Below are 13,674 nucleotides of genomic sequence, written 5' to 3'. Positions count from 1 at the left end.
CGCCCCCACGGGGTGGAACGAGGACGGAGGGGATCCGGTCACTCGCACCCTAGGAAGGGGTGGCGGAACCGCAGGTGAGGCGGCGGGCGGCGCGCCGGGGGGTCCGCTCGTACGGACGGACCGCCCGGCGCGTGCACCGCGGGGGCAGGGTCAGAGGCGCGCCCAGGCGTCCGTCAGGACGCCCCGCAGGATCTGCTCGGCCTCGTCGAAGACCGCCTGGTCGGCGACGAGCGGCGGGGCGAGCTGCACCACCGGGTCGCCGCGGTCGTCGGCCCGGCAGTACAGGCCGTTCTCGAAGAGCGCCCCGGACAGGAACCCGTAGAGCACCCGCTCGGTCTCCTCGGCCGTGAAGGTCTCCTTGGTGGCCTTGTCCTTCACCAGTTCGATGCCGTAGAAGTAGCCGCTGCCGCGCACGTCGCCGACGATCGGCAGGTCGAGCAGGCGGCGCAGGGTGGCGTGGAACGCCTCCTCGTTGGCGCGTACGTGGCCGTAGAGGTCCTCGCGCTCGAAGATGTCGAGGTTGGCGAGCGCCACCGCGCAGGAGACCGGGTGGCCGCCGAAGGTGTAGCCGTGCGGGAAGGTGTTGCCGCCGGCGTAGAAGGGCTCGGCCACGCGGTCGGAGACGAGGCAGGCGGCGAGCGGCGAGTAGCCGGAGGTCAGGCCCTTGGCGCAGGTGATGAGGTCCGGTACGTAGCCGAACTTCTCGCAGCCGAACATGTGGCCCAGCCGGCCGAAGGCGCAGATGACCTCGTCGGAGACGAGCAGCACGTCGTATGTGTCGCAGATCTCCCGCACCCGCGCGAAGTACCCGGGCGGCGGCGGGAAGCAGCCGCCGGCGTTCTGCACCGGCTCCAGGAACACCGCGGCGACCGTCTCGGGGCCCTCGAAGAGGATCTGCTGCTCGATCTGGTCGGCGGCCCAGCGGCCGAACGCCTCCGGGTCGTCCCCGTGCACCGGCGCCCGGTAGATGTTGGTGTTGGCGACCTTGTGCGCGCCGGGGACCAGCGGCTCGAAGGGGGCCTTGAGCCCCGGCAGGCCGGTGATGGACAGGGCGCCCTGCGGGGTGCCGTGGTAGGCGACGGCGCGGGAGATCACCTTGTACTTGCCGGGCCGGCCGGTGAGCTTGAAGTACTGCTTGGCCAGCTTCCAGGCGGTCTCGACCGCCTCGCCGCCGCCGGTGGAGAAGAACACCTTGTTCAGGTCGCCGGGGGCGCCGGCCGCGAGCCGCTCGGCGAGTTCGACGGCCTTGGGGTGGGCGTACGACCAGATCGGGAAGTACGCCAGCTCCGCGGCCTGCTTGGCGGCGGCCTCGGCCAGCTCGGTGCGGCCGTGGCCCGCCTGCACCACGAAGAGGCCGGCGAGGCCGTCGAGGTAGCGCTTGCCCGTCTCGTCGTAGATGTAGGCGCCCTGGCCGCGGACGATGGTGGGCACGGGGGCGTTCTCGTACGACGACATGCGGGTGAAGTGCATCCACAGGTGGTCGTACGCGGCCTTCGAGGCGGCCGGGGGGGTGGTGCCGGATGCGGCGGTGCTGTCCTTGCTCACGGTTATCAGGTTCCCCACGAGTAGGTCTGCTTGCGCAGCTTCAGGTACACGAAGCTCTCGGTGGCGCGGACGCCGGGCAGCGCCCGGATCCGCTTGGTGATCAGCTCCAGGAGGTGGGCGTCGTCGTGGCAGACGACTTCGGCGAGCAGGTCGAAGGAGCCTGCGGTCACCACCACGTAGTCGACCTCGTCGAGGCCGGCCAGCGCGTCCGCGACCGGCTCGACGTCGCCGTCGACGGTGATGCCGATCATCGCCTGCCGCATGAAGCCGACCGTCAGCGGGTCGGTGACGGCGACGATCTGCATGACGCCCTGCTCCAGCAGCTTCTGCACCCGCTGGCGCACGGCCGCCTCGGACAGGCCGACGGCCTTGCCTATCGCGGCGTACGAACGGCGCCCGTCCTGCTGCAGCTGCTCGACGATCTTCAGCGAGACCTCGTCCAGCGCCGAACCCGTCTGCTTCTTGTCGTGTGTGGCCACGCTGTCACTGTGCCCGAGCCGCTGAGCCCCCCGCAAGGGGCCCGGGAACTGAATCCGTGGATGAATGGCGTACCTGCGATGGATTCACTTGTTCCGTCATGCTTGAGCTGTCAATCTCGTACGAGGACAGGAAGCGGCCGCGCCGGCGGGGCCGCGGGCGGCGGCGGAAGTCTTCCTGTCCAGGCGCCCCGTGACGGGCAAATCTCCCGCCGTTAGGGTGGGGCGCATCAGCGGACCGACTACTGGAGGGTCGCAGTGACCAGCGAACCGCGCCGTCTGCGCAACTACATCAACGGGGAGTTCCGGGACGCCGCCGATGGCCGGACCATGGACGTCGTCGACCCGGCCACCGAGGAGGTCTACGCGACCGCACCCCTGTCCGGCGCCGCCGACGTCGACGCCGCCATGCAGGCCGCGGCGGCCGCGTTCCCCGGCTGGCGCGACGCCACCCCCGGGGCCAGGCAGCTGGCGCTGCTGAAGATCGCCGACGCCCTGGAGGCCCGGGCGGACGAGCTGCTGGAGACCGAGTGCAAGGACACCGGCAAGCCCCTGGAGCTCACCCGCGAGGAAGAGCTGCCGATGATGCTGGACCAGATCCGGTTCTTCGCCGGCGCGGCCCGCATGCTGGAGGGCAAGTCCGCCGGCGAGTACATGGACGGCCTCACCTCGTTCGTACGGCGTGAGCCGATCGGCGTCTGCGCCCAGGTCACGCCCTGGAACTACCCCGTGATGATGGCGATCTGGAAGTTCGCCCCCGCGCTGGCCGCGGGCAACGCGGTGGTCCTCAAGCCCTCCGACACCACCCCCGCCGCCACCGTGCTGCTCGCCGAGATCATGGGCGGCGTGCTGCCCAAGGGCGTCTTCAACGTCGTCTGCGGCGACCGCGACACCGGCCGGCTGATGGTCGAGCACCCGACCCCCGCGATGGCCTCCATCACCGGCTCGGTCCGGGCCGGCATGGAGGTCGCCGGCAGCGCGGCCAAGGACCTCAAGCGGGTGCACCTGGAGCTGGGCGGCAAGGCGCCGGTCATCGTCTTCGAGGACGCCGACCTGCCCAAGGCCGTCGAGGACATCGCCGTGGCGGGCTACTTCAACGCCGGCCAGGACTGCACCGCGGCCACCCGCGTGCTCGTCCACGAGTCCGTCCACGACGAGTTCGTCTCGGCCCTGGCCAAGGCCGCCGCCGACACCAAGACCGGTCCCGGCGAGGCGGACGCGCTCTACGGCCCGCTGAACAACGCCGCGCAGCTGGAGCGGGTCGCCGGCTTCGTCGACCGGCTCCCGGCGCACGCCCGCGTCGACGCCGGCGGCCGCCGGGTCGGCGACAAGGGCTACTACTACGCCGCGACCGTCGTCTCCGGGCTCAAGCAGGACGACGAGATCATCCAGAACGAGGTCTTCGGCCCGGTCATCACCGTGCAGTCCTTCACGGACGAGGACCAGGCCCTCGCGTACGCCAACGGCGTGCAGTACGCGCTGGCCTCCTCGGTGTGGACCAGGGACCACGGCCGCGCGATGCGGCTGTCGAAGTCGCTGGACTTCGGCTGCGTGTGGATCAACACCCACATTCCGCTGGTCGCCGAGATGCCGCACGGCGGCTTCAAGAAGTCCGGCTACGGCAAGGACCTCTCGTCGTACGGCTTCGACGACTACACCCGGGTCAAGCACGTGATGACGGCGCTCTGAGCGCCGCCGCCCGCCCCCTACCTAGGTAGGCGGCGGGCCCGGCCCGCGCGGATACGTATACCGATCCGCGCGGGCTACCGATGTCCGCCGCCGTTCCGCGGTGCAGGCTGATCTCCACGACGCGAACGCGAGACATGACGGACACGGCAGAGACGCAGCCTGGACGATGGGCACGGCCACATGACGCTGATCGGGCGCCGGGCGGACACCGCACGCCTCGGGGAACTCTTACGTGATACGCGGCTGGTGACGGTGACCGGCCCCGGCGGGGTCGGCAAGAGCGCGCTCGCGGCCGAGGCGATCGGCCGCCTCGGCCGCGGGCGTTCGGCCCCGGAGGTGCTGCGCGTCGACATGGCGCCGGTGCGCGAGGCGGCGGCGGTGCACCGCCGGCTGGCCGAGGCGGCGCGGCGGCTGCCGGAGAGCGGGTGGCGCGCGGCGGTGCTGCTCGTGGACACCTGCGAGCACGTCGCCGGGGCGGTCGTGGACGGTCTGGAGGCGCTGCTGCGGCAGCGCACGGGGCTGCGGGTGGTGGTCACGAGCAGGGTGCCGCTGGGCGGCGGCGCCGGTGCCGCGGCGGCCGGCGGAGCCGCATCCTCCGGCGGAGCCGCGTCCGCCGGCGGCGGGGTGCGGCGGCGTCCCGGGCCGCGCGGCGCGACCCTGCGGCTGGAGCCGCTGGCGCCCGACGACTCCGTGGCGCTGCTGGAGAGCCTGGCGCCGCACGACGCACTCGCCGACGACGCCGGCCGCGAGGCCCTGCACGCCACCTGCGACCTGCTGGAGGGCCTCCCGCTCGCGGCCAGGATCGCCGCCTCCCAGCTCGCCCGGCAGCGGCCCGACCGGCTGCTGGAGCGCATCTCCCGCCCCGCCGGCTGCCTGGACCTGGCCGTCGAGGAGCCCCGCTGGCCGGCCCGGCAGCGCTCGCTGCGCGCCTCGCTGCGCTGGACGCACCGGCTGCTCACGCCCGCGGAGCAGTTGCTGTGGGCGCGCTGCGCCGTCTTTCCAGGAACGTTTCGTCTCCCCGACGCCGCCCGGGTCTGCGCCGACGAGCGGCTGCCGGCGCCCGCCCTGCCCGCCGTCTTCCGCGCCCTCCAGCGCCAGGGCGTCCTGGCCGTACGGGAACGGGGCGGCGGCCGGGCGATCGCCGGTGCCGCGGCCGGTGCGGCGGACCGGCCGGACCGGCCGGTGCGGATGGTGCGGCCGGTGCGCGCGTACGGGATGGAGCAGTTGGTGCGGCTGGGGGAGGAGGCGGCCTTCCAGCGCCGGTGCCTGGACTGGACGATGGTGCCCGACGAAGGCTCCGAAGACTGATTCCGTCGCTTCTTCAAATGAAGACGACGGAATCCCTTGCCGGATATGGCACCTCCTGTCATGATCGGCCATCACCCCCTGTCGGAACATCCTGCCGAAACGACATCCGGAGTGGTTCGATGGCCCCTCGCCCCGATGCGGCGGAACGCTTCGCACCCGGCGCGCAGTTCGTCGCCGGCCGCCTCGTCCCCGGCACGTCAGGACGCACGCAGACCGTCACCGACCCGGCCACCGGCGCGGAGGTCCTGCGTTACGAACCGGCCGGCCCCGCCGACGTCGACGCCGCCGTCGCCGCGGCCGCGGCGGCGCAGCCCGGCTGGGGCGCGGCAACGCCCGGCGAGCGCTCCGAGGCGCTGTACCGGCTCGCCGGGCTGATCGCGGAGCGGGCGCAGGAGTTCGCGTACGCCGAGTCGCTGCAGTGCGGCAAGCCGGTCCGGCTCAGCACCGGGTTCGACGTGCCCGGCACCGTCGACAACGCCGCGTTCTTCGCCGGCGCCGCCCGGCTGCCCGAGGGCAAGGCGGCCGGGGAGTACAGCGCCGACCACACCTCGGCGATCCGCCGCGAGCCCGTCGGCGTCGTCGGCTCCATCGCCCCGTGGAACTACCCGCTGCAGATGGCCGCCTGGAAGGTGCTGCCGGCCGTCGCAGCCGGGAACGCCATCGTGCTGAAGCCCAGCGAGCTGACGCCGCTGACCTCGCTGATGTTCGCCGACGCCGCCGTGGACGCCGGGATCCCCGCCGGCGTCGTCAACGTCGTCTGCGGCACCGGGCCCGACGCAGGCGAACACCTCGTCTCCCACCCGGACGTGGCCATGACCTCCTTCACCGGCTCCACCGCCGTCGGCCGCCGCGTCGCGGCCCTGGCCGCCACGGCGGGCGCCGGCGTCAAGCGGCTGCACCTGGAACTGGGCGGCAAGGCCCCGTTCGTCGTCTTCGACGACGCCGACCTGGAGGCCGCCGTGCACGGCGCCGTCGCCGGCGCGCTCATCAACACCGGCCAGGACTGCACCGCCGCCACCCGCGCGTACGTCCAGCGCCCGCTGTACGACGCCTTCACCGACGGCGTCGCCGCGCTGATGGCCCGCGTCCGGCTCGGCGACCCGTTCGACCCGGCGACCGACCTCGGCCCCCTCGTCTCGTACGCCCAGCGCGACCGCGTCGCCGCCTTCGTCGACCGGGCCCGCGCCGCAGGCGCCCGCGTCGTCACCGGCGGCCGGGCGCCGGACCTGAAGGGCGCGTACTACGAGCCGACCCTCGTCACCGGCGCCGCACAGGACAGCGAGATCGTGCGCAGCGAGGTCTTCGGGCCCGTACTCGCCGTGCTGCCCTTCGACACCGACGACGAGGGCATCGCCCTCGCCAACGACACCCCCTACGGCCTCGCCGCCTCCGCCTGGAGCCGCGACGCCTACCGCACCGCGCGCGCCGCCCGGGAGATCAGGGCCGGCTGCGTGTGGCTCAACGACCACATCCCGATCATCAGCGAGATGCCGCACGGCGGCTACCGGGCCTCCGGCTTCGGCAAGGACATGTCCGCGTACTCCTTCGAGGAGTACACCCAGATCAAGCACGTGATGCAGGACATCACCGGGACCGCGCGCAAGGAGTGGCACCGCACCGTGTTCACCCTCTGAGCGGCCCGGCGCCCCGCGTACCGTCCGCCGCGCACCGCCCGCGCGGCCCCGGCGCCCACGCCCCGTGCGCCCGCAGCCCACTGGCCCGTCCCCGAGGAAGGCCGACCCCATGGATCCGTTCGCCTCACTCCCCGAACCCGTAGCGCGGGCCTGGGAGCGCAGCCTGACCAGCGGCCGGGCCGCCGTGTCCCGCCGCCGGCTGCTCGCCGCGGGCGGCGCGCTGGCCGGGGCCGCGGCGCTGCCGGCACTCGGCGCGTGCGGCATCCCCGCCGCCGACACCGGCGGCGAGGACGGCGAAGCCGCCGCGGCCAGGGACTACTCCGGGAAGGAGAAGGAACTCGCCTTCTCCAACTGGCCCCTGTACATCGACGTCGACGACGAGAACGAGAACGTCCGCCCCACCCTGGAGCGCTTCCAGGAGCGCAGCGGCATCCGCGTGGCGTACACCGAGGACGTCAACGACAACGTCGAGTTCTTCGGCCGCATCAAGCCGCAGCTCGCCGCCGGCCAGGACACCGGGCGCGACCTCGTGTGCCTGTCGGACTTCATGGCCGGCCGGCTCATCCGGCACGGCTGGGCGCAGCGCCTGGACCCGCGCAACCTGCCGCACGCCAACGTCAACCTCGAACCGCGCTTCCGCAACGCCGCGCACGACCCGGGGCGGCAGTTCACCATGCCGTGGGCGGGTCTCGCCACGGTCGTGGCGTACAACAAGAAGGCCACCGGGGGCCGCGAGGTCTCCTCCGTCGCGCAGCTGATGGAGGACGAGGCGCTCAAGGGCAAGGTGTCGCTGCTCACCGAGATGCAGGACACCATCGGGATGACGCTCATCGACATGGGCAAGTCGCCGACGAAGTTCACCGACGACGACTTCGACGCCGCCCTCGCCCGGGTGCAGAAGGCCGTGGACGACGACCAGCTGCGCCGCTTCACCGGCAACGACTACACCGAGGAGCTGGTCAAGGGCGACATCGCCGCCTGCCTGGCGTGGGCGGGCGACATCGTGCAACTCCAGCTGGACACGGACGACATCGAGTTCGTGATCCCCGCCAAGGGCTACCTCTACGCCACGGACGACCTGCTCGTCCCCGCCAGGGCCCGGCACAAGACCAACGCAGAGAAGCTGATCGACTACTACTACCGGCCCGACGTCGCCGCCGAACTGGCCGCCTGGGTCAACTACATCTGCCCCGTCGTCGGCGCCCGCGCCGAGATGAAGAAGATCGACGCCTCGCTCGCCGACTACCCGCTGATCTTCCCCGACCGGCAGATGATCGACAAAGGCCAGGTCTTCATGTCCATGAATGACGACAAGGAGACCGCCTACCAGGACAAGTGGTCCAAGGTGATCGGGGCGTGAGCGCGGTGGCCGAGCAGCGGGCGGGCGTCACGCTCACCGGGATCAGCAAGGAGTTCGGCGACGTCACCGCCGTGCACCCCCTCGACCTCACCGTCCCCCGGGGCTCGTTCTTCGCCCTCCTCGGCGCCTCGGGCTGCGGCAAGACCACCACGCTGCGGATGATCGCCGGCCTGGAGCAGCCCACCACCGGCACCGTACGCCTCGGCGACGACGACGTGACCGCCCTGCCGCCGCACCGGCGCAAGGTCAACACCGTCTTCCAGAGCTACGCCCTCTTCCCCCACCTCGACGTGCACGACAACGTCGCCTTCGGGCTGCGCCGCCGCGGCATCCGGTCCGTGGCCAAGGACGTGCGGGAGACCCTGGAGCTGGTCGAGTTGGGCCACCTCGCGCGCCGCAAGCCGCACCAGCTCTCCGGCGGCCAGCAGCAGCGCGTGGCGCTGGCCCGCGCGATCGTCAACCGGCCCGAGGTGCTGCTCCTCGACGAGCCGCTCGGCGCCCTCGACCTGAAGCTGCGCCGGCAGATGCAGCTGGAGCTCAAACGCATCCAGACGGAGGTCGGCCTCACGTTCGTGCACGTCACGCACGACCAGGAGGAGGCCATGACCATGGCCGACACCATCGCCGTGATGAACGCCGGACGGGTCGAGCAGCTCGGCACGCCCGTCGACCTGTACGAGGACCCCGCGAGCTCCTTCGTCGCCAACTTCCTCGGCCAGTCCAACCTGATCGCCGCCGAGATAGCCGGCACCGCCGGCGCGGACCTGCTGCTGTCCGCCGCCGGCGACGTCAAGCTCGCGCTGCCCGCGGCCCGCTGCCGCGCCCGGTCGACCGCCGTGGGCACGCGGGTCCTCGCCGGGATGCGGCCGGAGAAGATCTCCCTCGCCCACCGCGACGCCGCCGTGGACGGCGCGGTCCCCGACGGCCGCAACCGGATACCCGGCACCGTCGTGGACGCCTCCTTCACGGGCGCCGCCACCCAGTACCTCGTCGACAGCCCCGTCTGCCCCGAGCTGTCGGTGTTCGTGCAGAACGTCGAGCGCGACCCCCGGCTCGTACCCGGCGCGCAGGTCGTCCTGCACTGGAACCCGGCGCACACCTTCGGCCTCGACGGCGAGGAGTCCCTGCTCGCCGGGACGCTGGAGGACGCGGGCACGGGCGAGGAGGCACCGTGACCGCGCTCGCCGCCCCGCCGGAGGCGACGCCCGAGGCGCCCGGACCCCCGCCGCCGCGCCGCCGCCTCACCCCGTACTGGCTGCTGCTGCCCGCCGCGCTGTGGCTGCTGGTCTTCTTCGCCGCGCCGCTGGTCTACCAGGCCTCGACCTCCGTGCAGTCCGGCTCCTTCGAGGAGGGCTTCGAGGTCACCTGGCGGTGGGCCAACTACACCGAGGCGCTCGACACGTACGCCGAGCACTTCGCCCGCTCCTTCGGCTACGCCGCCGCGGCCACGGTCCTCTGCCTCGCCATCGGCTACCCGCTCGCGTACATGATCGCCTTCCGCGCCGGGCGCTGGCGGGGCGTGCTCCTCGTCCTCGTCATCGCCCCGTTCTTCACCAGCTTCCTCATCCGCACGCTGGCCTGGAAGACGATCCTGTCCGACAACGGCCCGCTCGTCGGCGCCCTGGACACCCTGCACGTCCTCGACGTCACCGCGACCCTCGGCCTGACCACCGACGACCGGCTGCTCGCCACCCCGCTCGCGGTCGTGTGCGGACTGACGTACAACTTCCTGCCGTTCATGATCCTGCCGCTGTACACCTCGCTGGAGCGCGTCGACCCGGGACTGCACGAGGCCGCGCAGGACCTCTACGCCCGCCCGCTGACCGTCTTCCGCCGGGTCACGCTGCCGCTGTCGATGCCCGGCGTCGTCGCCGGCACGCTGCTGACGTTCATCCCCGCCTCCGGCGACTACATCAACGCCCAGCTCCTCGGCTCGCCGAAGGAGCAGATGGTCGGCAACGCCATCCAGAAGCAGTTCCTCAACGTGCTCGACTACCCGACGGCCGCGGCGATGTCGTTCCTGCTGATGGCCGCGATCCTGATCATGGTGACGGTGTACATCCGCCGGGCCGGCACCGAGGAGCTGGTGTGATGCGCTGGCTCCGCCGCCACCTCGTCGTCATCGCCGGCACGCTCGCGCTGGTCTACCTGCTGCTGCCCAACGTCGTCGTGCTGGTCTTCTCCTTCAACGACCCCGCAGGCCGCTACAACTACACCTGGCAGTCCTTCTCCACCGACGCCTGGAGCGACCCCTGCGGCGTCGCCGGCATGTGCGACTCCGTCGGCCTCAGCCTGCGGATCGCGCTGACCGCGACCGTCGCCGCCACCGTCATCGGCACCCTCGCGGCCTTCGCGCTCGCCCGGCACCGCTTCCGCGGCCGGGCCGCGGGCAACTCGCTGATCTTCCTGCCGATGGCGATGCCCGAGGTCGTCATGGCCGCCTCGCTGGGCACCCTTTTCCTCAACATGCGGATCGAGTTCGGTGTCACGACGATCCTCATCGCGCACATCATGTTCTGCCTCAGCTTCGTCGTCGTCGCCGTCAAGGCGCGGGTGGCGAGCATGGACCCGAAGCTGGAGGAGGCGGCCCGGGACCTGTACGCGGGGCCGCTGCAGACGTTCCTGCGGGTCACGCTGCCGCTGGCGGCGCCGGGGATAGCCGCCGGGGCGATGCTCAGCTTCGCGATCTCCCTCGACGACTTCATCATCACGCAGTTCAACGCCGGGCCCTCGACGGTCACGTTCCCGATGTACGTCTGGGGCGCCTCGCAGCGCGGCATCCCGGTGCAGGTGAACGTCATCGGCACGGCGATGTTCGTGGCCGCGCTGGCCCTCGTGGTGGCCGGGCAGGTCGTCGGCGCACGGCGGAGGTCGCGGGCATGACGGACCCCGCGCGCTCCCTGGCGTCGGCCGCCCCGCGGCCGTACTGGCTCGACGACCCCGGCCGGCCCGCGGCGCTGCCCGCGCTCACCGGCGCCGAGGAGGCCGACCTGCTCGTCGTCGGCGGCGGCTACAGCGGGCTGTGGACGGCGCTGCTCGCCAAGGAGCGCGGCCCCGGCCGCGACGTCGTCCTCATCGAGGCCGCCGAGTGCGGCTGGGCGGCGTCCGGCCGCAACGGCGGCTTCTGCGCCGCTTCCCTCACCCACGGCCTCGGCAACGGCCTGGAGCGCTGGCCCGAGGAGATCGAGGCCCTGGAGCGGCTGGGCGCCGCGAACCTGGACGCGATCGGCGCGGCCGTCGAGCGGTACGGCATCGACTGCGACTTCCGGCGCAGCGGCGAGATCACCGTGGCCACCGAGCCGTACCAGCTCGACGAGCTGAGCGAGTTCGCCGAGGAGGCGACGCGCCGCGGGCTCGGCGACGGGCTGCTGCTGATGGACCGGGACGCGGTACGCGCCGAGGTCGACTCGCCGACGTTCCTCGGCGGCCTCTGGGACCGCGCCGGCGTCGCCATGGTCCAGCCGGCGCGGCTGGCCTGGGGGCTGCGGCAGGCGTGCCTGGACGCGGGCGTACGGATCTACGAGCACACCCCGGGCCTCGCCCTCGCCCCCGCCGGCCCAGGAGGAGGCGGCGGCGGGGCGTTCCGGTCCGCGGGCGCCCGCGGCGCGGGGGCGGGCGGCGGCGCGATGGAGGTGCGGACGCCGTACGGGCGGGTGCGCGCGCCGCACGTGGCGCTCGGCACCAACGCCTTCCCGCACCTCGTCCGCCGCGTCCGCCCGTACCTGACCCCCGTCTACGACTACGCGCTGATGACGGAGCCGCTGACCGCCGCCCAGCGCGACGCCGTGGGCTGGCACCGCCGCCAGGGACTCGCCGACAGCGCCAACCGGTTCCACTACTTCCGCATCACCGCCGACCACCGCATCCTGTGGGGCGGCTACGACGCCGTGCACCACTTCGGCGGCCGGGTGCGGGCCGAGTACGACCAGCGCCCCGAGACCCACCTGAAGCTCGCCCGCCACTTCCACCGCTGCTTCCCGCAGCTCGCCGAGGTCCGCTTCACCCACCGCTGGGGCGGCGCCATCGACACCTGCTCCCGCTTCGCCGCCTTCTTCGGCACGGCCCACGCCGGCCGTGTCGCGTACGCCGCCGGCTACACCGGCCTCGGCGTCGGCGCCAGCCGCTTCGGCGCCGAGGTGATGCTCGACCTCCTCGCGGGCGAGCGCACGGAGCGCACGGAGCTGCGGATGGTGCGCAGCAAGCCGCTGCCGTTCCCGCCCGAGCCGCTGGCGTGGGCGGGCATCGGGCTGACGCGCTGGTCGCTGGCGCGGGCGGACGCGGGCGGCGGGCGGCGGAACCTGTGGCTCAGGGCGCTGGACCGGATGGGCATGGGCTTCGACAGCTGACGAGAGCAGGGAGTGGGCAGATGCGCATCTTGCTGGTGGGCGCGGGTGGCGTCGGCACGGCGATCACCCGCATCGCGGCGCGCCGCGACTTCTTCGAGGCGATGGTCGTCGCCGACCGCGACCCCGCCCGCGCTGAAGCCGCGGTGTCCTACGTGCGGGCCGCCCACCCGGGTGCGGCCGGCGCCCGGTTCACGGCCGCCCGGGTGGACGCGGCGGACCGTACGGCGGTGGCCGCCCTGCTGCGTACCCACCGCTGCGACGTGCTCCTCAACGCCACCGACCCGCGTTTCGTCATGCCGCTCTTCGAGGCCGCGTACGAGCAGGCCGCCACTTATGTCGACATGGCGATGTCCCTGTCCCGGCCGCACCCCGTGCGCCCGTACGAGGAGTGCGGCGTGAAGCTCGGCGACCAGCAGTTCGCCGCCGCCGACCGGTGGGCCACCTCGGGCCGCCTCGCGCTCGTCGGCATGGGCGTGGAGCCCGGCCTCTCCGACGTCTTCGCCCGCTACGCCGCCGACGAACTCTTCGACACCGTCGACGAGATCGGCGTACGCGACGGCGCGGACCTCACCGTGGACGGCTACGGCTTCGCGCCGTCGTTCTCCATCTGGACGACGATCGAGGAGTGCCTGAACCCGCCGGTGATCTGGGACGCCGGCCGGGGCTGGCACACCACCGAGCCCTTCAGCGAACCGGAGGTCTTCGACTTCCCGGCCGGCATCGGGCCCGTGGAGTGCGTCAACGTCGAACACGAGGAGGTGCTCCTCGTGCCGCGCTGGATCGACGCGCGCCGGGTCACCTTCAAGTACGGGCTGGGGGAGGAGTTCATCGACGTCCTCAAGACCCTGCACAAGCTGGGCCTGGACCGCACCGCGCCCGTCGCGGTCGGCGACGCGAAGGTCTCGCCGCGCGACGTGGTCGCCGCGTGCCTCCCGGACCCGGCGGGGCTCGGCGACCGGATGCGCGGCAGGACGTGCGCGGGCACGTGGGTACGCGGCACGAAGGACGGCGGGCCGCGGGAGGTGTACCTCTACCACGTGGCGGACAACGAGGAGACGATGGCCCTCGACGGCGTCCAGGCCGTCGTCTGGCAGACGGCCGTCAACCCGGTGGTCGCCCTGGAGCTGCTGGCCGCCGGCCTGTGGACCGCAGCGGGCGTCCTCGGCCCGGAGGCCCTGCCGCCGAAGCCGTTCCTGGACCTGCTGACGGCTTACGGCTCCCCCTGGGCCCTGCGCGACGACGGCTGACGAGCGGGGAGCCCGGACCCGACGGGCTCCCCGCGGGGCCCCGTACGCCACCGGGCCTGCCGCCGTGCT

The 13,674-nt window shown here is 72.9% G+C and carries 11 protein-coding genes; 9 read left to right on the top strand and 2 right to left on the bottom strand.

Going from position 1 to position 13,674, the window contains the following annotated elements; all coding sequences use genetic code 11:
* Nucleotides 1-150 precede the first annotated feature (150 nt).
* Nucleotides 151-1,563 carry an aspartate aminotransferase family protein gene (locus LG396_RS11115; protein WP_372483487.1) on the bottom strand — a complete coding sequence of 471 codons (1,413 nt, stop codon included), beginning with the start codon at nt 1,561-1,563 and terminating at the stop codon, nt 151-153.
* Nucleotides 1,551-2,024, bottom strand: coding sequence for an Lrp/AsnC family transcriptional regulator (locus LG396_RS11110; RefSeq protein ID WP_018839591.1), 474 nt, complete (start codon nt 2,022-2,024; stop codon nt 1,551-1,553). The genes LG396_RS11115 and LG396_RS11110 overlap by 13 nt, the downstream gene beginning before the upstream one ends.
* A gap of 255 nt (nt 2,025-2,279) precedes the next feature.
* Between LG396_RS11110 and LG396_RS11105 the strand changes: the two genes are divergently transcribed.
* The 9 genes from LG396_RS11105 to LG396_RS11065 all read left to right on the top strand — a co-directional run bounded on the left by LG396_RS11105 (nt 2,280) and on the right by LG396_RS11065 (nt 13,605).
* Nucleotides 2,280-3,710 (top strand): gamma-aminobutyraldehyde dehydrogenase, encoded by a 1,431-nt coding sequence (locus LG396_RS11105; protein WP_037743421.1) that lies wholly within the window; start codon nt 2,280-2,282, stop codon nt 3,708-3,710.
* 180 nt (nt 3,711-3,890) lie between these two features.
* Nucleotides 3,891-5,018 carry a hypothetical protein gene (locus LG396_RS11100; protein ID WP_225794628.1) on the top strand — a complete coding sequence of 376 codons (1,128 nt, stop codon included), beginning with the start codon at nt 3,891-3,893 and terminating at the stop codon, nt 5,016-5,018.
* Nucleotides 5,019-5,137: 119 nt separating this feature from the next.
* The gene (locus tag LG396_RS11095) at nt 5,138-6,652 is read left to right on the top strand and encodes a gamma-aminobutyraldehyde dehydrogenase (protein WP_225794627.1); all 1,515 of its coding nucleotides are present in this window, start codon (nt 5,138-5,140) and stop codon (nt 6,650-6,652) included.
* A gap of 109 nt (nt 6,653-6,761) precedes the next feature.
* Nucleotides 6,762-8,012 (top strand): polyamine ABC transporter substrate-binding protein, encoded by a 1,251-nt coding sequence (locus LG396_RS11090; protein ID WP_018839587.1) that lies wholly within the window; start codon nt 6,762-6,764, stop codon nt 8,010-8,012.
* On the top strand, nt 8,009-9,187 hold the full coding sequence (locus LG396_RS11085) for an ABC transporter ATP-binding protein (RefSeq protein ID WP_225794626.1): 1,179 nt from the start codon (nt 8,009-8,011) through the stop codon (nt 9,185-9,187). The genes LG396_RS11090 and LG396_RS11085 overlap by 4 nt, the downstream gene beginning before the upstream one ends.
* Nucleotides 9,184-10,104, top strand: coding sequence for an ABC transporter permease (locus LG396_RS11080; RefSeq protein WP_018851007.1), 921 nt, complete (start codon nt 9,184-9,186; stop codon nt 10,102-10,104). The genes LG396_RS11085 and LG396_RS11080 overlap by 4 nt, the downstream gene beginning before the upstream one ends.
* Nucleotides 10,104-10,895 carry an ABC transporter permease gene (locus LG396_RS11075; protein ID WP_225794625.1) on the top strand — a complete coding sequence of 264 codons (792 nt, stop codon included), beginning with the start codon at nt 10,104-10,106 and terminating at the stop codon, nt 10,893-10,895. Before LG396_RS11080 ends, LG396_RS11075 begins: the two co-directional genes overlap by 1 nt.
* A complete protein-coding gene (locus LG396_RS11070) occupies nt 10,892-12,358 on the top strand; it encodes an NAD(P)/FAD-dependent oxidoreductase (protein WP_225794624.1) in 1,467 nt (488 codons plus the stop codon). Before LG396_RS11075 ends, LG396_RS11070 begins: the two co-directional genes overlap by 4 nt.
* A 20-nt stretch (nt 12,359-12,378) precedes the next feature.
* Nucleotides 12,379-13,605 (top strand): saccharopine dehydrogenase family protein, encoded by a 1,227-nt coding sequence (locus tag LG396_RS11065; protein ID WP_018844708.1) that lies wholly within the window; start codon nt 12,379-12,381, stop codon nt 13,603-13,605.
* Nucleotides 13,606-13,674: the final 69 nt, after the last annotated feature.

It is taken from the genome of Streptomyces aculeolatus (genome assembly GCF_020400605.1).
Taxonomy (GTDB): domain Bacteria; phylum Actinomycetota; class Actinomycetes; order Streptomycetales; family Streptomycetaceae; genus Streptomyces; species Streptomyces aculeolatus.
This window is presented reverse-complemented; position numbering and strand designations above follow the sequence as displayed.